At 53.2% G+C, this 19,437-nt stretch carries 20 protein-coding genes; 10 read left to right on the top strand and 10 right to left on the bottom strand.

What is annotated here, in order from left to right; all coding sequences use genetic code 11:
- Positions 1–24 precede the first annotated feature (24 nt).
- Complete coding sequence (locus USG84_RS15805; protein ID WP_061098959.1) at positions 25–1,128, bottom strand: RomA family MBL fold metallo-hydrolase; 1,104 nt, start codon at positions 1,126–1,128, stop codon at positions 25–27.
- Positions 1,129–1,317: 189 nt separating this feature from the next.
- On the opposite strand from USG84_RS15805, the gene USG84_RS15800 reads away from it, so the two are divergent.
- The 5 genes from USG84_RS15800 (at position 1,318) to USG84_RS15780 (ending at position 5,660) form a co-directional block, all read left to right on the top strand.
- Positions 1,318–1,908 (top strand): TetR/AcrR family transcriptional regulator, encoded by a 591-nt coding sequence (locus USG84_RS15800; RefSeq protein WP_028012251.1) that lies wholly within the window; start codon positions 1,318–1,320, stop codon positions 1,906–1,908.
- Complete coding sequence (locus USG84_RS15795; protein ID WP_151413900.1) at positions 1,898–2,266, top strand: MmcQ/YjbR family DNA-binding protein; 369 nt, start codon at positions 1,898–1,900, stop codon at positions 2,264–2,266. Before USG84_RS15800 ends, USG84_RS15795 begins: the two co-directional genes overlap by 11 nt.
- Before the next feature lie 120 nt (positions 2,267–2,386).
- Positions 2,387–3,040 (top strand): oxygen-insensitive NAD(P)H nitroreductase, encoded by a 654-nt coding sequence (nfsB, locus tag USG84_RS15790; RefSeq protein ID WP_151413901.1) that lies wholly within the window; start codon positions 2,387–2,389, stop codon positions 3,038–3,040.
- A gap of 513 nt (positions 3,041–3,553) precedes the next feature.
- The gene (locus tag USG84_RS15785) at positions 3,554–5,125 is read left to right on the top strand and encodes an O-antigen ligase family protein (protein ID WP_253541127.1); all 1,572 of its coding nucleotides are present in this window, start codon (positions 3,554–3,556) and stop codon (positions 5,123–5,125) included.
- Positions 5,126–5,336: 211 nt separating this feature from the next.
- Positions 5,337–5,660 carry a SymE family type I addiction module toxin gene (locus tag USG84_RS15780; protein WP_151413903.1) on the top strand — a complete coding sequence of 108 codons (324 nt, stop codon included), beginning with the start codon at positions 5,337–5,339 and terminating at the stop codon, positions 5,658–5,660.
- A 44-nt stretch (positions 5,661–5,704) separates the two neighbouring features.
- Here USG84_RS15780 and USG84_RS15775 read toward each other — a convergent pair whose 3' ends face one another.
- The 7 genes from USG84_RS15775 to USG84_RS15745 form a co-directional block, all read right to left on the bottom strand.
- Positions 5,705–6,628, bottom strand: a complete 924-nt coding sequence (locus USG84_RS15775; protein WP_253541124.1) for a fimbrial protein — start codon at positions 6,626–6,628, stop codon at positions 5,705–5,707.
- Positions 6,629–6,741: 113 nt separating this feature from the next.
- Positions 6,742–7,269, bottom strand: coding sequence for a fimbrial protein (locus USG84_RS15770; RefSeq protein ID WP_151413905.1), 528 nt, complete (start codon positions 7,267–7,269; stop codon positions 6,742–6,744).
- 10 nt (positions 7,270–7,279) lie between these two features.
- A complete protein-coding gene (locus USG84_RS15765) occupies positions 7,280–7,822 on the bottom strand; it encodes a fimbrial protein (RefSeq protein WP_253541121.1) in 543 nt (180 codons plus the stop codon).
- Positions 7,823–7,836: 14 nt separating this feature from the next.
- Positions 7,837–10,473: a fimbrial biogenesis usher protein gene (locus tag USG84_RS15760; RefSeq protein WP_320738363.1), complete on the bottom strand. Its 2,637-nt coding sequence runs from the start codon at positions 10,471–10,473 to the stop codon at positions 7,837–7,839.
- 13 nt (positions 10,474–10,486) lie between these two features.
- A complete protein-coding gene (locus tag USG84_RS15755) occupies positions 10,487–11,194 on the bottom strand; it encodes a fimbria/pilus periplasmic chaperone (protein ID WP_151413907.1) in 708 nt (235 codons plus the stop codon).
- Between the two features lie 50 nt (positions 11,195–11,244).
- The gene (locus USG84_RS15750; protein ID WP_151413908.1) at positions 11,245–11,778 is read right to left on the bottom strand and encodes a fimbrial protein; all 534 of its coding nucleotides are present in this window, start codon (positions 11,776–11,778) and stop codon (positions 11,245–11,247) included.
- Positions 11,779–11,851: 73 nt separating this feature from the next.
- Positions 11,852–12,403, bottom strand: coding sequence for a fimbrial protein (locus tag USG84_RS15745; protein WP_151413909.1), 552 nt, complete (start codon positions 12,401–12,403; stop codon positions 11,852–11,854).
- A 252-nt stretch (positions 12,404–12,655) separates the two neighbouring features.
- Here USG84_RS15745 and USG84_RS15740 point away from each other — a divergent pair, with 252 nt between their 5' ends.
- The 3 genes from USG84_RS15740 to USG84_RS15730 all read left to right on the top strand — a co-directional run bounded on the left by USG84_RS15740 (position 12,656) and on the right by USG84_RS15730 (position 14,682).
- Positions 12,656–13,330 (top strand): molecular chaperone, encoded by a 675-nt coding sequence (locus USG84_RS15740; protein WP_151413910.1) that lies wholly within the window; start codon positions 12,656–12,658, stop codon positions 13,328–13,330.
- 13 nt (positions 13,331–13,343) lie between these two features.
- Positions 13,344–13,889 (top strand): fimbrial protein, encoded by a 546-nt coding sequence (locus tag USG84_RS15735; RefSeq protein ID WP_253541114.1) that lies wholly within the window; start codon positions 13,344–13,346, stop codon positions 13,887–13,889.
- A gap of 295 nt (positions 13,890–14,184) precedes the next feature.
- Positions 14,185–14,682 carry a helix-turn-helix domain-containing protein gene (locus tag USG84_RS15730; RefSeq protein WP_320738362.1) on the top strand — a complete coding sequence of 166 codons (498 nt, stop codon included), beginning with the start codon at positions 14,185–14,187 and terminating at the stop codon, positions 14,680–14,682.
- Positions 14,683–14,692: 10 nt separating this feature from the next.
- On the opposite strand, the gene USG84_RS15725 is transcribed toward USG84_RS15730, so the two are convergent.
- On the bottom strand, positions 14,693–15,580 hold the full coding sequence (locus USG84_RS15725) for a helix-turn-helix transcriptional regulator (RefSeq protein ID WP_151413912.1): 888 nt from the start codon (positions 15,578–15,580) through the stop codon (positions 14,693–14,695).
- Between the two features lie 107 nt (positions 15,581–15,687).
- Here USG84_RS15725 and USG84_RS15720 point away from each other — a divergent pair, with 107 nt between their 5' ends.
- Together USG84_RS15720 and USG84_RS15715 are read left to right on the top strand one after the other, a co-directional pair.
- Complete coding sequence (locus USG84_RS15720) at positions 15,688–17,124, top strand: MFS transporter (protein WP_253541107.1); 1,437 nt, start codon at positions 15,688–15,690, stop codon at positions 17,122–17,124.
- A 65-nt stretch (positions 17,125–17,189) separates the two neighbouring features.
- A complete protein-coding gene (locus tag USG84_RS15715; RefSeq protein ID WP_151413913.1) occupies positions 17,190–18,434 on the top strand; it encodes a mechanosensitive ion channel family protein in 1,245 nt (414 codons plus the stop codon).
- On the opposite strand, the gene USG84_RS15710 is transcribed toward USG84_RS15715, so the two are convergent.
- A complete protein-coding gene (locus USG84_RS15710) occupies positions 18,435–19,406 on the bottom strand; it encodes a LacI family DNA-binding transcriptional regulator (RefSeq protein WP_116341375.1) in 972 nt (323 codons plus the stop codon).
- Positions 19,407–19,437 lie beyond the last annotated feature (31 nt).

Raw genomic sequence — 19,437 nt, 5'->3', positions numbered from 1 at the left:
CCCCCTCTGTTTCTTGGTTCAACATTATTCCCACCACTCACGAAATTGTTGCGTGCTATCGCTCACCCGAACCGGCTCGCCCAGCTCCGGCGTCAGCAGCCGATAATTTTTGTCCTTGCTGGCCCGCGCCAGCTGGATCAGCGGATCGTTCCAGGTATGCTTCGCCAGCACGAAGCGTCCGTTATGCCCCGGCACCACCGCTTTCGCGTTGAGGTCCGCCGAGGCCTGCGCCGTTTCATCCGGCAGCATGTGGATGTACTTCCAGTCCTGGTCGTACTGGCCGTTTTCCATGATGGCTAAATCCACTTCGCCAAACTGCTCGCCGATGGCCTTAAAGTGCGGGCCATAACCGGAGTCGCCGCTGTAGTAGACCTTCTGCTCTGGCGTGACGAACATGAAGCTGCCCCACAGGGTCTGGTCACGCTTAATGCCGCGCCCGGAGAAGTGGCGCGCGGGCAGGACGTGAACCGTCAGCGCATCGCTGATGTGCACCGACTGGTTCCAGTCCCGTTCGTCGATGATGTCCGGGCTCATCCCCCAGTAGCGCAGGTGCGAGCCGACGCCGAGCGGAGTGACGACGCGCTTCACCTTCGGCAGCAGCGCCCGGATGGTGGCGTAGTCCAGATGGTCGTAGTGATCGTGCGAGATAATCAGCAGGTCGATTTCGGGCATGCTCTCCGCGCGCCACGGGTACTCTCCCGCAAACGCTTTATTGAGGAACGAGAACGGCGCGGCGTAGTTGCCGAGGACCGGGTCGATCAGGATGCGTTTACCCGCCAGCTGCATATACCACGAGGAGTGGCCGAGCCACACCAGCGTGTCCTGCTCCAGAGGCAGGCTCGCCAGATCGGTTTTCACCAGCGGCAGCGGCTGCGCCGGGCGGGCGTTTTCGGTTTTACGGGTCAGGAACTGCCACCACGCCACCAGCATGTTTTGCTGCCCGGTAAAGCCGGGCGTCGGGAGCGCGTTGTGGAACTTCCCGTCACGATAGTGCGGAGAAGCCTCCACTTCCGTGAGCTGCGCACCCTGCGGCGGCTGGCCAAATCCGGCATTCAGAACAAACGGTAAACTCGCAGCTGAAGCAATAATCATGACGAACACCACGCAGATGAAGAGAGGCTTTTTCATATCCTGACCCGAAAACGCGCGCCATCCGATGGTTTACGCGGGGGAACTTGATTATGAGTGAGTAAGCACTCATTATAGATATGATGATAAAGTCGTCAAGACGTTTTCGATCTTTGACATTCCGCGTTGCAGGCCGTCAAAGCACGTGTTTCAATCAGGGTTTTTATAATTGAAAGGGGGAAAAATTTAGTGGCACGTCCGAAGAGTGAAGATAAAAAACAGGCCTTACTGGAAGCCGCAACGGTGGCATTTGCACAGTCAGGTATTGCCGCCTCAACGGCGTTAATTGCCCGTAACGCGGGCGTCGCTGAAGGCACGCTGTTTCGCTACTTTGCTACAAAAGACGATCTGCTGAATGCCCTTTACCTGCACCTCAAGCAGGATCTCTGCCAGACCATGCTGGCGAACCTCGATCGCACCCTCACGCTTCCTAAAGAGCATACCCGCAATATCTGGAACAGCTACGTCGACTGGGGGATTCGTAACCCCGTGGCGCATGCGGCGATCCGCCAGATTGGCGTCAGTGAAAAGCTGAGCGCCGAAACGGAACAGGCGGTGAAAGAGATGTTCCCGGAACTTCACGAGCTGTGCCGCCGCTCGGTGCGCCCGGTGTTTATGTCCGATGAATTCAAAACGTTTGGCGATGCGCTTTTCTTATCGCTGGCGGAAACCACCATGGAGTTTGCCACCCGCGATCCGTCCCGCGCCACCGATTTTAAAGCGCTGGGTTTCGAAGCCATGTGGCGCGGGCTGGCTCAGGAGGATAACGATGGACAGTAATTCCCTGCAGGCGCACGCAAAACGCGTCGCGCTGGAGATGCCTTTCACCGAACACTGCTGGCCGTTTGGCCCCGAGTACGACGTGTTTAAGGTGGGCGGGAAAATTTTTATGCTGATGGCCACCGCGCACGGACGCCCCCACGTTAGCCTGAAATCCGACCCGGAAAAATCCCTGTTAAATCAGCAGATTTACCGTGGCGTTGAGCCGGGCTACCACCTCAATAAAAAACACTGGATTTCGCTCTACGGCACCGAGGACATCACGCCTGAACTGGTCGCCGACCTGATCGCGGATTCGTGGAATCTGGTCGTCGATAAGCTGCCGAAAAAAGACCAGAAGTGGATACGCCCTGCCTGATTGTTCGTCTGTGCCGAACAGTATAACCGCTCGAATCGCACTTATCTTTTGCCGCTTCGCGCGGTAATCTGCTCTCCTTTCGCGCCCGCGCACGGGCGAATTTCATTACCAGGAGTAGTTATGGATATCATTTCTGTCGCCCTGAAACGCCACTCTACCAAGGCGTTCGACCCAACCAAAAAACTGACCGCTGAAGAAGCGGAGAAAATCAAAACCCTGCTGCAGTACAGCCCGTCCAGCACCAACTCCCAGCCGTGGCACTTTATTATCGCGAGCACCGAGGAAGGTAAAGCCCGCGTGGCGAAATCCGCCGCGGGCACCTACGTGTTCAACGAACGCAAAATGCTGGATGCTTCTCACGTGGTGGTGTTCTGCGCGAAAACCGCGATGGACGACGCCTGGCTTGAGCGCGTTGTCGACCAGGAAGAGGCGGACGGTCGTTTCAACACGCCGGAAGCGAAAGCGGCCAATAACAAAGGACGCCACTATTTTGCCGATATGCACCGCGTGGATCTGAAAGATGACGACCAGTGGATGGCGAAGCAGGTTTACCTGAACGTCGGCAACTTCCTGCTGGGCGTGGCCGCGATGGGTCTGGACGCCGTGCCAATCGAAGGCTTCGACGCCGCTATCCTCGACGAAGAGTTTGGCCTGAAAGAGAAAGGCTTCACCAGCCTGGTGGTGGTGCCGGTTGGGCATCACAGCGTGGAAGATTTCAACGCCACGCTGCCGAAGTCTCGTCTGCCGCTGAGCACGATTGTGACCGAGTGCTGATCAAAACGGGCCGCCGCGTGCGGCCCGTTACGCTTTACTGATGACTAACCGCGATGTGGATGGACATTACGATCGTATCCACAGGCAAATGCAATCCAGCGCTCTTCCAACTTGGCGTAAGAATTAACGGGAGTTAGCGTCCACTCATCTCCCACCGTACCGTCCGCCACGCTTATGCGATAGTTCATGCTGAACGCCCATTCGATCATCCGCATCCTGAATCGTTGCCCGTAACCCGTTTGCGTGTGATGTCATGTACGTTCCCTGAAGGTTCTGGTTTGTGAGAAGTGCACCAGGCATAAAATCTTACATTGGACTCACGTTATTTAGACACCCTCACCCGGCAAAAATAAAATAAAGTTTTAGCCATCAAATATCATGCTTTCTTACTTATCTATATTATCTCAGCAAGCTGTTATCAGACGCACCGCAAGCCTGTTACTCATTATACTTTTCAGCCTCTACTGGCTGGTACTATTGCATATACCCTGGCCGAACAGCGGCGATTACGGTATGAATCTGCCAATGAACCTGCTGAGCTGGGGGATTATCTCGCTATTTGGGCTCCTTACATGGCTGCTTCTGGGCACAAAAAAGGTTTGCATCACCCCCACCTGTTTAATGCTGCTGACAAGCGCGGTGTTATTTACCCTTCCGGCGCTCTGGTCGCCTCACGATGCATTGCCCATCGCCCTGCCGAGGCTTATCGGTATCTGGGGTGGCGTTTTCGTTTATCTTACGCTACTGCAACTACCCATCAGGGAAAAGGAAACAGTTACCCTTTTCTATCTGCTTGCTGCCGCAGCGGTTATTGAATGTGCTCTCTCTCTGGCCGGGTTTTACTGTCCGCAATATTTACCCTTCCCGCTGGATTCCCTGGCGGAAAAATATGCCGGCTACGCGCCAGGCATCTTCCAGCAGCTTAACGTGACCGCCTCGTTCCTTGTGACCGGGCTTGCTGCCCTGCTTTATCTTCTCACTGATATCCGGCGTTCGCTTTATCACCCACGAGCCGAGCGAGTGCGGTTCATGATGATATGCGTGGCCATCATGATGTTGACGGCCACGCTGGTGCTATTCCACTCCCGCATTGGCTGGATTGGTGGAATCATGGCCATGGGATGCGCATCGATACTTTTTGCACAGGCTCGCTTTCGACATCGCACTACCCGCTGGCGGCGGGCGTTAATCGTTCTGTTGCCTGTGCTCGGCGGTCTGCTTGGTACGCAGATTCTTCATCAGTCAGTTGTGGCGTCGCTGCTGCATGAAGGCTCGAACCAGCAGCGCTGGCTAACCCTTGAGTACACGCTGCGCATGATCCGTGTTCACCCCTGGCAGGGCTGGGGGTTAGGGATGTTCGAATCGGCGTTTCAACATTTCATGTCAGCGTTACCCGGCGATAATCCGAGCCGGGAGATGATGCAACACCCGCACAACGAAACGCTGTTTATCTGGGCTGAGGGTGGCATTGTGGCACTGGCGGGGGGGTTGTGTCTTCTGGCGGGCTGGGTTGTACTCTGTCGCAGACGCAAAAATCTGTGGCAGTGGGCAGCGCTCTTAACCACGCTGCCAATCCTGCTGCATACGCAGGTGGAGTTTCCGCTTTATTATTCGGTGGCGCATTTCTTTGCGGTGCTGCTGCTGATGGCGGCCTCAGAAGGCAATGCGCCTGTAGTCACCCTGCGTCCCCTTCTGTTCCGCTTGCCGCTGGTGGCAGTTGCTTTATATGGCATCATGCTCTCATCCCAGCTCTTTTACGCCAGCATCATGCTGGGAAATTTTGAAACCGCCCGGCTGGCCGATCCGCACCAGATAACCCGCCTGCATGTGCCCTGGCTGATGCAGATGCGCTATCAGCGAGATATTTCGTTGCTGCAACTGGCGAATTTCAATGGATCCGCCGATGTGTCCGAGCTGAAGAAATATGCTCAAAGTAATGCTCAGTGGATTACATTGCATATGGAAGAAGATGCGTATAACGATCAGATCAATATCCTGTATTTTTTAAAGCGGCGTGCAGAAGCGGACAAATTAAAATCGGAGGCCCATCAGCTAATGCCGTGGGACGATAGATTTAATCCCTGAGGCGTGTTTTCGTTATTAAGCCGCGTTCTGATACGCGGCTTTTTTATATGTTCAGATATGTTTTAAATGCAGGTTTAAGTATTTCTAAACGGACTTCACCCACACAGCTGGATATTATTACACCTGTAGTTTACATCAGTATTGAGCGCGGTATGAAGGTGGTGGAACACCTCCGTACCGCTGATCACAACAACTATCGAGATTAGTTATTATGACTGAACGCAAGTGTAGTGCAAAACGCACAGCCAAAGAAGCCGTAAAACATAAAACCCGTCGTTTAACGGTGAGTTCTGCGAGGAATTATCCAGAATACGTGCCGTTTGCGGCGCTGCGGATCAAGGGCAAGTGGCTGGAGGCGGCGGGATTTCCGGTGGGTACGCCGGTTGAAATTGTGGTGGAAGACGGGCGGATGGTAGTGACGGCACAGCCAAAACCCGAGAAGCGGATTGAGAAAGAGATGGTGTCAGCGCTGGCGGTGCGCAAGACGCGAGAGCTGAAGAAGTTTATGGCGCGAATTGAGAAAAAGCGCGGGTAAGAGATGCGAGGCCGGGCTTCCTGCCCGGTTAATCTCTGGAGGCATCACTGGTAAGTGATATCTAAGGTTGCAGTGGCATTAGCAGAGCCCGCTTTTACTTTATCTTTAGTCTGAACATAACGGGCGGTAATTGGAAACGATTCCTGCCCCCCCGCTGATTGTTTTAATTTAAGCATTTTGTTTAATTCAAGCGGCGTGCTGTTGTATAGCAATTGTACGCCGATACCATCAGCGACACCATTTTGCCCCTGATTACTCAATGCCAGTAAGCTCGGATCTGTAGAATCCGGATTACCAGAACCTTTTAAGGTAATATTTACATTAGCTTTTGCATCGCAATCAAGTTCAAGATCTACCGTCTTCGATTCGTCGGAAACTGTCCCTTTTGAATTGAATTCATTAGCCGGAACATTGCCCATAGAAAATGCTAACGTACTGCCTGATTTAATGTCACATGCTACCTGAGTAATTCTACTCTCGCCACTTAATACAAACTTAACGCCTACCCCAGGTGGATTATCCTTTTGATAAAGCTGGGCCTCCGCAACCGGAGCATTATTTAACACACCAGAAACAATAGTGCCAGTTTTGACCAGATAACCAGCATTGTAAAATATTCCTTTCCCACCATCATTCGTATATGTTGCAACAACATTTCCAGGGTAAGGTGCGGCAAATGCGCCCCCCGCATTCGTGCCAATGCTAAATTTTATGCCAACACCTTCGACATTCGTTTTGTACACATCCTGAATTCCAGATGCAACAGCCCCATTATAGACCATAACAGAATAAAGAGTGCAGGTTGCGTTAGTAGCACCTAAATACCCTGCAGCAGGAAAATTGACCGCTGCGATTTGACTCCCAACGGCGGCATCTCGTTGCACAATCACATTACCAAAACCGGCTTCAAAGCTTGAACCATTCGTGCCCAACTCACAATCCGCCCATGATGGCAGAGAAAGAATCATTACGCATAACATAATAATGCTGCGCGACACATATCTTAGATAAAACACACTACCTCACTTAATCAATGAATATTGAAAATATCACTCATCATAGAGCGCGTTTAAAACGATTATCAATCATAGTTAACGCTAAACGTTACTGTAACATTCGCCGCCCCCGGCGTGACGGTATTTTGCTTAGCAACATAATTAGCCATAAAGGAAAGTGCCGCTGATGTTTGCCCCGGTTTTAATGTCGTCGCCCCGCTCATATCACCAGGTTTTATTATATTCCCGCTGTCATCATAAATACCTAATGCGATTCCACTCGCCGCCCCCTCACCGGTCTCAATCGCAAATAGTTTATTGTTCTGTGCATCAGCAATACCTGAAAACATCACCCTCGCTCCGCTGGCCGCTGGACCACAATTTTGCAAATTGAGGATGAAGCGTTTTACTGGTGTAAAATCCCCTGTCTGGCTAAATTGAGCACCAGCCACAATCCCCATATCAACCATCTTATTTTGAGAATCCGGCGCCAGCTCACAGGTGTTATCCTGAATAGTTCCGGATATATTGACCTGCCCATCATGAGCCTTAACCGCAGCCCCCCAAAAAAACATCAGCAGAATACTTATGATTTTCACGCGTTCAGTCGTCATATACCCATACTCACTGATAGGTTAAATCAAAATACATCACCGCTGAGGCCTCGCCTGAGGTCACCGGATAACGGGTAGATTTGTAGCGCAGCAGAAAAGAAAGGGTGTTTGTCCCCTCTTCCAGCTCAAACGTTTGTAGAGAATTCGCGTTGAAGGGAATGGTTTTTCCCCCGTTGTCCAGTAGCTCTACCCCAACGCCCGTTGCTGCGGTTCCGGCTCCCCCTGCGTCACTTATCGCTAATAGCGTTGGGTTATCCGCATCGGATACACCAGAAAATTTCACCTGAATGGTAGAAAGCTTTTCGTAACAGTTCGACAGGTTGATGTTCATTGCCTTAAATGCCGACGTGCTACCAATTGCAGGAAAATCCTTGCCGGAAAATGTTCCTATTTTAACTTTCTGATTGATGCTGCCAGTGTCCACGTCACAACCGCTGGCAACCACGTTGCCTGAGACTGCCAGCGTCGTCTCCGCAGCACGAACCGACACGCCGGACAGAATTGAAATTCCGATGACGACAACAGCACTTAGCGAGGTTAATGCATATCTCATAACGACCATCCCTGTTAACGACAGATGACTTTCATCCGGGTGATAGCAGCATTTTCTGCATCCTGGGGCAGCAGATAGTCTGCGCTACAGGTCTGGTCGGCCCCTTCGCCCCACTGCACTTTCAGTTTGCCCTTCGGTGCCAGACCAGAGAGGTAAACCTGTCCGTCTTCCCCGACGATGCTGCCCGCGCCCTCATCATCGCGCGTAACGGTGGCACCAAATGGAATCGGCTCGTTGTTATGCAGCAGCGTCAGCAGCGCACGGATCCCCACGTGAGCTTTGAACGAGGCACGCACCAGCGCCCCTTTTGTCGGCACCACGTCGACCACGGCATCATCAATGTCTACTGTGTCACCCAGCGTTGTAGTATCCAGCGCAATGCGGTTTTTTCGATAGGTATTGGCATACGGTACCACGGCGTATCCGCGCCAGTCGGTCTTGACGCCGGTAGCGTTTTCAACGCGTACCCGGTTCGCGCCCGGAGCCTCAATCAGCACGTTTGTTTCTCCCAGCGGCTGGCTGAAGGTTACGCCGTGTCGATGAGCGACTACGCCGCCAGAGATACCGTAATTAACCTGTTGGGAATCACCGTTATTGCTGTAGTTGTAGCTAATGTTAGAGTTGCCGTAGCCGCCCTGATGCGCCAGGCTGGCGTTGCCGCTGTTGCCAGCACCGTTGTTAGCAAAGCCTTGCTGTATGCTGTAGCTCAGGTTATTACCCTCCAGCATCGTACCGCTGATCCCTGCATTACGCGTGGCGCTACCGTGGTTGTCACGGTTCACGCTGTATGTCGCAAAGGCGTTATTTGGCGTAGTGGTGTCTTTTGGTGACAACCACTTGCCTACAGGCAGAGAAACGTTGAAGGCGATCATTTTATCCGCCTCCGGCTGACCCGACGATTTGCTGTAGTTGTAGCTCAGCCCCATGTTGATATCGTGCCATGAGGTGTTGTACCCCACCTGCAAGAGGGTATCCTTGCCCTCGGTATGCCAGTAGGTCTGCTGACTGCCGCTCACGTACACCGAACCCAGGCCACCAAGCTGCTGAGAAATATTCACCTGCACCTTACCGCGTTTGGTGTAGTAGAGGTTGTAATAGTCATACCAGTGCGGGCGATCGTTATCCGGCTCGGCATCTTCGTTTTCCGGATCGCTGTTATAACCGTCCATGTGCTTATAAGTAGTATCTGCGAAGGTGTAGTAACCGGAGGTGGAGTAGCGATATCCCAGCAACTGGAAGTTAGTACCAAAGTCGTTAAGGGATTTGGCGTACAGCATGCGCAGGGACTGTCCGGTATGCCGGGTGCCATCAATCAGCGTACTCTTTGCACCGGTGATATCCGCTGACAGCGCTCCCCAGTCCCCCATATTGACCCCGGCTCCCAATGCAATCGCTTTATAATTGCCTGAAAACTGCGTGCCGCCATACAGGGTAAAGCCATGTGCCAGACCCCACATCAACGTACCCTGGCCGAACGGGGTCTGATCCTGCTGATCGTTACTGGTGCGATATTTCGCGGCGGTCAGTGAGTATTTCACCCGCCCTTCACGCTGGAGCAGTGGTACTGCCGAGTAAGGCACGCTGTAAGTGCGAATGTTCCCGTCCTGCTCTTTCACTTCCACCATCAGATCTCCGCTTGATGAAGTCGGAAACAGATCGTTAATGGCGAAAGCGCCAGGCGCGACGTAAGTCTGATAGACAATATAACCGTTCTGTTTGATGGTGACCTGAGCGTTACTTTTCGCGATCCCGCGTACCGTGGGCGCAAACCCTTTCAGGCTGTCCGGCAGCATGTTGTCGTCAGAGGCCAGCTGTACACCGCGAAAGCTGACGCTATCAAACACCTCACCGGAGGTGTAACTGTCGCCTGCCGTCAGCTCACTTTTCATTAAGATGATGGTGCGCTCAATAAAGCCGCTAACGTGCTCCCACTCGGTTGACGTTTGTCCATTGCTGCGGGTGTTGCGGTTGAAGGTCGAGTAGTCCCGATAGCGCCATGGGCCAACGTTAACCCCGCCGTTCAGGCCCAGAAAGTTACTGCTGCTGTTACCACTCTGATCTTTGCTGTTCGACCCACTGAAGCTGTAGTTCATCAGCAGCGCATTTATGCCCTGATCCCATTTTTCGGGCGCAATATACCCCCGCGCTGTATTTTTAAGCGCCACCTGCGGCACGCTGAGATCCAGACGCTGGTGTGCGAAATCAAAGCTGGCGGTTGCGCCATCAATAAGAGAGGAGATGTTGATACATTGCCCGTCGCCAGCCGATTTCTTTTCTTCAGGAATACTGAGATCGATGCCCATGTCTGACAGCGTTTTTGCCGACAGACAGGCCACCAGCCCCGTATCGTCGGCGCCTTTTTTGGCATCAGGATTGACCGACGTCAGCGCCTTAAACTCGACGTCATGGCTAACCACAAAATCATTATTGAGGTAAACGTCAACGCGATAGGTACCTGGCGCCTGGCCGCCACCCGTTTCAAAGCTCGACAAGTCTGCGACCTGCCCTTTGCCATCGGTCAAAAAGGCCGGGTTAAAATACTCATCCGCCAGCACATATCCTGAAAACAGGCTGGTGCCAATCATCAGCGCCAGCGGCGAAATGCGCCAGCGCACCACTGATAACATGCGTTTTTCTTTTCGTAAACCCATCTCAGATACCACTTTAGGCCTTGCAGATCAGTGCAGGTGTGACGGCACCGTAGTCATTCAGCGTCTGATATGAGACCGCACCAGCCGCGTTGATTGTCTGGCTGTCTTTTGGCGGCACCATCATGTTCGGCTGTTTTTTTCCTGCGACGGTAAGGTTGACCAGAGTGACAAAATACGGCGATGGGTTAGTCACAGTCAGTTTTGCACCATCAGCCTTGCAGCGAAGCATGGCAGCAGCATCAGCTGGTTTCACTGACAGATGAGCAGGACGAACAAACAGCTTGATTACTGACTGTGTGGCAATCTGTAACGAATTCGTCACCGGTGCCGATTTATCCAGCGAAGGGATCGCTTTGTTATTGAGGAAGAAAACGGACTCTTTATCCTCAGGCAAGCGCGAGCCGTTATAGATAATACGCAGAATATTGTCCTTGCCAGGCTTCAGCACAAACAGCGGTGGCGTGACGACAAACGTGGAGACTTTATTACCCTTATCGTCTGATACCCAGGACTGAACTAAAAATGAATCATGCGTATCGCTATTCATCACATTAATACTGGCCTGTTTAGCATCCTGCGGGTAAATCACGCGAGTCGCACCCAGAGCAACCCCTGCCGCAGCAGCGCTATTTAACAGGCTAAGGGAAATGACAAAAGCCAATAAGCCAACAATGGTTAACGAAATGCGTACAGCACGTAATGATGTCATAATAAATTTCATTGCCCATTCCTAATAACGAGTGAATAATCTCTGTTCCTTTTTTGCACTGCTTACTGATATATCACTGAGAAGTTCACCACCGCGCTGGCATCACCTGCTACAACTTTATCTGACACCGAACGATATTTGGCGGTAAAATATAAAACTGACTTCCCATCAAATACCGGGTATTGAGAAAGCGGTGCTGAATTAGGAATAATCAAATTTCCTGCACTATCAAAAATACCAATACCCAGGCCTTGCGCGGCATCAGCACCAAACCCGGCCTTAAAAACCTGAGGATCTTTAGCATCAACAGAGCCCGTAAAAGCGACCGTGGCAAATTGAAATAGCGCATTACTGCAATCCTCCAGCTTAAGCCAGAAGGTTTTAGGTGCAGCCCAACTGCCACGGGACGAAAAACTGGCAGCCCGGACCTGGTCCAATACGACATTTTGATGAAGACTTTGTGCTTCTACGGAACAGGGAGCATTAACCACAGCGCCAAAAAAATGCATGTCACCACCGTTAAGGTTACTCATATTGCTGGCGCTGGCGAAACAACTGAATAACGGGGTGATAATTATCATAAACAGACGAAGCATTTTCTCTTGCTCATAAAAATAATTATATGGCGCAAAATTACCGCTCTCCCTTTATTTGGGGAGAGCGTCTCGATCAAGAATAGGTGATCTGGAAGGTGGCTACAGACTCTACCGCCCCAGCCGTTGGCTCAGCATTAGTCGTCACATAATCCACGCTCATTGGGATCTTGTTCGTGCCGGTTGACAGAGACTGGCTGGAAGACTCTTTTTCCACATCCAGTTTGTTGCCGTCTGGCCCAAAGAGCTGCAGCGCAACGCCTGTTGCCGCACCGGAACCTGCAGTGTTCGCCAGCACGCCCGCCTGCTCTGGGCTTGACTGACCGTGGAAGGTCACAGTGGCATTTGTATAAGTCGTCACATCGCAATTTTCCAGGCTGATGTTGAATGCCTTAGCCTGGCCAGATGCTTTACCTGCTTCTGTGCCCATGCTGTCGAGGGTGACCTGATCCAGAATCACGATACCGTGTTCAGAATCTGCGCTCACAGAGCAAGGTGCATCAGCAACAGAACCCATAAAATGGATAGTGCCGCCACTCACGGTTAAAGTCGTGCTTGCAGCTTGTGTGGTGAACGCAGTACCTGCGATAAGAGATGCGGCGATAACAGCCAAAATGTGCTTATTCATTATTCAGACTCCAGATACAAAATTAAATTTCCTTTTCATATTTTCAATAAACCACGTTGCCGCGCTTTATCGATGCCGATATTGTTCCCGGTATCATTAACTCTCTCCATCAAAAAATAGTCCTATCCAGGACTCTATACAGGACAAAAAGTGAAGAGACATTATGCGGGCCTCGGGAATAAAATGCTTCATCAGCACGGATTATGCTCACCACATGATTATGGATGAGACTTACTTCCCTGGAGTTTATCGTTGAAAATAATATTATCTGCACTTCTTAGCTGTGTTATTTCGTCAATCTGTTTTTACGCTAATGCCACCGTTAATATTGGCGGCACACGATTGCTTTATGACGGTGCGAAAAAAGAGGTGTCATTAAGCGTACGTAACCCGGATAGTACGCCTTATTTGATCCAAACTGTGGTTGATAATCTGACTAACGATCCGCAAAAGCCGCCGTTTATCATTACCCCTCCTCTCTATAGACTGGATGGCGGTAAAGAAAACCTGATGCGCGTCATTATGTCCGGCAGTCTGCCGCAGGAAAAAGAGTCGATGTATTGGCTGCGCGTTAAGGCGATCCCATCTGCACCGCGTGAAAAAAACACCTTGCAGATTGCCGTCGCGACAAGCATTAAGCTGATTTATCGTCCGACTGCATTGAAAGATATCAATGTTGAAAAAGAGAGTGAGAAACTCAGCTGGCGCGTCTCTGGTAATAAACTAGAGATCACCAACCCTACACCCTGCTTTATTAATTTCAACGAAATTATCGTTGCAGGAAAAAAACTGCAAAATGTTTCTTACGCTGCACCGGGTATTACTACGACATTTGCTCTACCGAATGGGGTAAATGGTGGGAAATTGCAATTTAGTGTCATTAGTGACTTTGGCGCAGTGGGTACACTGCATTCAACATCTGTGTAAACTGGTTATAACTATGAGTAACGTTAAACGATTTATCATCCCGGCAGTAGCCGCACTTTATATCGCTATGGGCTTATCACATTATGCTCTCGCGGGCGATCCGGTAACGCTGAATATTACAGGTAACGTCGTTGCCTCACCATGTGAAGTGAGCGCAGGCAGCGAAAATATGACTATCGATCTGGGCGGTGGTGCAGATCTCCAGACCGTCGACCTTAATGCGGCTGGCAGCAGCTCCGAATGGGTGCCGATTACCGTTTCCCTGGAAAATTGCCCGGCGGGCACATCCAGCGTCACGGCGACCTTCCACGGTACGTCTGATGCTGGCGACCCGGATACGCTTTACAGTAATACGGGTACAGCAACAAACGTTGCCGTGCAGCTGGAAGGAAAATCCGAAGAACCTTACGGTAACGGTAAGACCTCAACAATTACCATTGCTGAGGCCACTGACGGTAAACCAACCTGGGATTTACAGACTCGTGCATTCAGCAAATCGGGCAATGTGACACCTGGGACAATCAGCTCGGTGATTACCATGACCTTTGCTTATAACTGATCCTCCTCAGCAGTGATAAAACAAGAAACAGCCATTTCGGTGGCTGTTTCTTGTTTTTGTTTTTAGAGCTCTTCATGGATGGAAACCTCAAGGATGACGCTGGCATTGTTACGTTTTAACAATCCTGGAGCTTAGATAAAGTTTTGATATACTTTTTTTAAACCTCGCTGGGATTGCTGTCTCTATGAAACCAATAAATGACATAAATAAAATTATATCCGTTATTTCCGATCCTTCTCACATTCGTACCGCTAAAACACGTCAGGTTATTTCCACCAATACGCATCAGGAGCCAATGACGTTGGTGATCCATGAGGACCTTCTCGCCGCTTATCGGAACAGCGATCATCTCCTTTTACGTTATTTCCAGGCACCCTTGATTGTGGGTCTCAATGTGCTAACCGATATGAATGACGGCATCTTTTACAAAGCCTACAGCGACGTTCGTTACGAGTTGCAGCCACGGGAAACTGTTCTGGAAAAAATTGATCATGCGAAGTTGTGGCGTGAGACAGCCATGCTTTTTATGTTTGGCGTAAAACGTTTTGCTGAAGCGCATAAGAACTCAGCGGGTCTGTCAACGTATGAGCTGATTCGTTTAAATTTGCAGGGGCTGATGGAAGAGGAAGAAGAGCTGCGCCTCGCCATTAACGTTAGCGATTATATCCAGGAAAAAACCCATCTCTCGCGTAGTCGGGTGATGAAAATCCTTAGCGATCTGCGCGAGGGAAATTATATTGAAATTAACAGGGGCATTTTAATGAAGGTGAATAAATTGCCAGAAAATTATTGATTGGCTCTCATCACCCGGCGGGCTTACCGCCCACCCTCTGCTCCGCCAGCCACGTCATCGCCCTTTCCCCCGCCTCATCCACCGGGAGATACACCAGCAGCCGCGAGCCGTTTCGCGGTGCGGAGTACCAGTACATCTGCTGCAGCGTAAAATCCCCCAGCTCAGGATGGGTAAACAGCTTGAGCTGGTTTTCCACGCCGCGCACGTCGTTGCGCTGGTGCCACAGGGTTTTGAACTCCTCCGACACCGCGAAGAAGCGCGCCAGTTTGGCTTCCCACAGCGGGTCACCCCGGTGTTCGGCCATCGCCGCGCGGAAATAGGAAACGAAAATCGGCAGCACGTCGTCGCGTCTGCCGAGACGCGCGCGCCACGCCGGATGGGTAAGGAACAGGTAAATACAGTTGCGGTCTTCCGGCGGGATGTCATTGAAATCAACGCCCATCAGGTGCCCGAAGCTGTCGTTCCACGCCACGATGTCGAAGTTGGGCTTCTGAATGCTGGCGGGTTTAGGCATCAGGGTATCAAGCAGGCGGCGGGTGCCTTCGCTGATGTCCTCGCAGCAGACCGCCTGCGGCGCTTCACCCGGCGGCAAGCCGGCGAGCACGAAAAGATGCCGGGCCTCGGTCGGGGTGCACTGCAGCGCTTTTGCGATGGCGGCCATCACCGCGCTGGACGGGTTGACGTCCCTGCCCTGCTCAAGCCAGGTGTACCAGGTCACGCCCACGTCAGCGAGCATCGCCACCTCTTCCCGGCGCAGGCCCGGCGTGCGGCGGCGACCGCTGCGCGGCAGGCCGAGACGCTGCGGATCGAGGCTTTCCCGCCGGGCGCGTAAAAATGCCCCCAGCTGTTTTCGGGTGTCATCCTGAAGTGTGGTGACGGGTTCAGACATCAAGGCCATAAATCCCCCTGCATGGTAGTGCCAGTACCAGTATAAGCAAGAACTGGTACCCGTTTATCAGATGGTTGATGCTACGACCATCTGATGAATGACGCAATGGAGTTACCATGAATACGTCAGTTGCTTCACCGGGCCGCGCTGGCCTGATATTGCTGTTAACCGGCCAGATGCTGCCGATGATTGATACCTCAATCACCAACGTGGCGCTGGACGCCATTACCCACTCGCTGCACGCCACCGCTACCGAGCTGGAGCTGATCGTCGCGCTCTACGGCGTGGCCTTTGCCGTCTGCCTCGCGCTCGGCAGCAAGCTGGGGGATAACCTTGGCCGCCGTCGCCTGTTTATGTGGGGCGTGGCAGTTTTTGGCCTGGCCTCGCTGCTGTGCGGGATGGCGGGAAATATTGAACAACTGCTGGCCGCACGCATCGTTCAGGGCGCGGGGGCAGCGCTCATCATGCCGCAGATCCTCGCCACGCTGCACGTCACGCTAAAAGGTAGCGCCCACGCGAAAGCCATTAGCCTGTTTGGCGGCATTGGCGGGATTGCGTTTATCGTCGGGCAGATGGGAGGCGGCTGGCTGGTGTCGGCGGATATCGCCGGGCTGGGCTGGCGTAACGCCTTCTTTATCAACGTGCCGATTTGTCTGGTGGTGCTGGCGTTAAGCCGCCGCTACGTGCCGGAAACCCGCCGCGATACCCCGTCGCGCATCGACTGGACCGGCACCGTGCTGCTGGCGATCGTTCTTTGCTGCCTGCTGTTCCCGATGGCGCTCGGCCCCCAGTGGCGCTGGCCGTGGTCGCTGAAGGTTATGCTTCTTGCCATTATTCCGCTGGCCTGGCTGATGGCGCAGAACGCGCGCAAAAAGGAGCGTGCGAATGCCCACCCGCTGATCCCGCCGCGTCTGCTTCAGCTTCGCAGCGTTCGCTTTGGCATCGTGATTGCGCTGCTCTTTTTCAGCGTCTGGTCCGGATTTATGTTCTGCATGGCGCTGACCATGCAGACCGGCCTGGGGATGGCGCCGTGGCAGTCCGGTAACAGCTTTATCGCCCTCGGCGTGACCTACTTTATTTCGGCCTGGTTCGCGCCGCGGTTGATTGCCCGCTACAGTACCAGCACGATTCTGCTGACGGGTCTGGCGATCCAGATAATCGGCCTGCTGGCGCTGATCGTCACGTACCGCTACTGGGGATTACAAAATACTGCGTTGACGCTGGCCCCTGCCACCGGGCTGGTGGGCTACGGTCAGGCGCTGATTGTAAACAGCTTCTACCGCATCGGGATGCGCGATATTCAGCCTGACGATGCGGGCGCCGCGAGCGCCATTTTAAGCACGCTGCAGCAGGCCGCGCTGGGGCTTGGCCCTGCCATTTTCGGGGCGATTTTGCTGCACGGGCTGCAGAATCATCACGGGGATTACGCGCAGGCGATTAACCTCTTCCTGGCGGTGGAAACCGGTCTGATGGTTATCCTGGCGCTGGCGACGCTCCGTATGCGTCGCAGGCTGTGCCTGCCGGTGGCGAAGGTCTGCCAGGCCGCCAAATAAGCCCTCGAATTTGCATAATAGATCCGCAGCCGCCATTATGGGGCTGCAACAATACAGGAGATGTTATGCAGGAATTAATTGCTCAGGTTGAAGAGTTAGGCATTGAAATTAATCACACCACCTCTTTAGTGATTATCTTTGGTATTATTTTTCTCACCGCCATCATCGTTCATTTTATTCTGCACAAGCTGGTGCTGCGCGCATTCGAGAAGCGCGCGCAGGCCAGCAGCCATTTGTGGCTGCAGATCATTACCCAGAATAAATTATTTCACCGTCTGGCCTTTACCCTTCAGGGGATAATCGTCAACGTTCAGGCGGTACTGTGGCTACAAAAAGGCAGCGAAGCGGCGGAAATGCTCACCACCTGCGCTAAGCTGTGGGTGATGGTGTATGCCCTGCTCTCCTTCTTCTCGCTGCTGGATGTGATATTTAATCTGTCGCAAAAGATGGCGACCGCGTCGCAGCTGCCGCTGAAGGGGATCTTCCAGGGCATCAAGCTGGTGAGCGCCATTCTGGTGGGGATTTTGATTATCTCCCTGCTGATCGGCCAGTCCCCGGCCATTCTGATCAGCGGTCTGGGCGCCATGGCCGCCGTTCTGATGCTGGTGTTTAAAGACCCGATACTCGGGCTGGTGGCGGGTATTCAGCTCTCCGCTAACGATATGCTCAAGCTCGGCGACTGGCTGGAGATGCCGAAGTACGGTGCCAACGGCACGGTGACGGACATCGGCCTGACCACCGTGAAGGTGCGCAACTTCGATAACACCATAACCACCATCCCGACGTGGGCGCTGGTCTCCGACGCCTTTATCAACTGGAGCGGGATGTCCGCCTCCGGCGGGCGACGCATCAAGCGCAGCCTGAATATCGATACCACCAGCATTCATTTTCTCGACGAGCAGGAGCAGCAGAAGCTGATTCAGGCGAAGCTGCTGAAGCCCTATCTGGTCGCGCGCCATGAGGAAATTAGCCTGTGGAATCAGCAGAACGGCGAAGGGGAATCGGTATTAAACCTGCGCAAGATGACCAATATCGGCACTTTTCGCGCCTACCTGAATGAATATTTGCGCAACCACCCGCGCATTCGCAAAGATATGACGTTAATGGTGCGCCAGCTCGCGCCGGACGCCAACGGTCTGCCGATGGAAATATACGCCTTCACCAACACGGTAGTCTGGGCGGAATATGAGGAGATTCAGGCCGACATCTTCGACCATATTTTCGCGGTGGTGGATGAATTTGGTCTGCGCATTCACCAGTCGCCGACCGGGAACGATATTCGCTCCCTGGCGGGCGTTATCGCAAAATAATCAGGTGCTGGCGCGGGAAATAAAGCGCCAGTCCATCATCACCCTTTCCGTGGGCGCATCCGGGTTATCGATCTTGTTTAAGAGCAGATCGACCGCCTTGCGCCCGATATCCCGCGACGGCTGTTCGATGGTGGTGAGCGAAATCATCTCCGCCAGCTCGGTGCCGTCGAAGCCCACGACCGCAATATCCTCCGGCACCCGCAGCCCGGCCTGCTGAATGGCGCGCAGCGCGCCCGCCGCCAGCGTGTCGGAAACGGCAAATACCGCGTCCGGCGGATTCTCTTTCAGCAGGTTTTGCATCGCGGCCATGCCCGCACCGGAGCTGAGATCGCTGGCATACTCCACGGCCTGATAGTCCAGATCCCGCAGGTGGATCACGCTCTTGTATCCGCGCTCGCGCAGGCGGGCATATTTGTAGCTGAGATCGTGGTTGATCATCGCGATGCGCTTGCGGCCGCCGTCGGCCAGCTGGCTAACGGCATGTTGTGAAGCGTCCACATCATTGATGCCGACGCAGGAAACCGCCCCCGCATCCGCGTATTCCGCGCACTGCACCCACGGCGCGCTGCCGATGAGGGCCGCCAGTTCAGGCAGCTTCGAGAAGGCGTCCATGGTGATAATCCCGTCGACGATTTTGCCGGAAAGCAGGCTTAAGCCCGAGCGGGAGCGCTCAATGTCCGAGCCGGAGTTGCACAGCAGAATGCGGTAGCCGTTTTTCTCGGCCTCGGCTTCGATGCCCTTCACCACCTCGGCGCAGAACGGGTTGGCAATGTTGGACACCATCACCAGGATCATATAGCTGCGGGCGGTGCGCAGCTGACGGGCGAGCAGGTTTGGCTGGTAGTTGCTCTCCTGAATCGCCCGCAGAACGCGCTCGCGGTTTTTCGCCTTCACGGTGTCGCTGTTATTCAGCACGCGGGAGACCGTCGCCACGGAGACCCCGGCCAGCTGAGCGATTTTCTGAATTGACATAGCGACGACACATCCTGCGGTTAGCGTTTTG

This window comes from Enterobacter sp. 168J2, from assembly GCF_034107265.1.
Lineage (GTDB): Bacteria > Pseudomonadota > Gammaproteobacteria > Enterobacterales > Enterobacteriaceae > Enterobacter > Enterobacter nematophilus.
The sequence above is the reverse complement of the archived record's forward strand: the minus strand, read 5'-3'. Positions and strand labels throughout refer to the sequence as shown.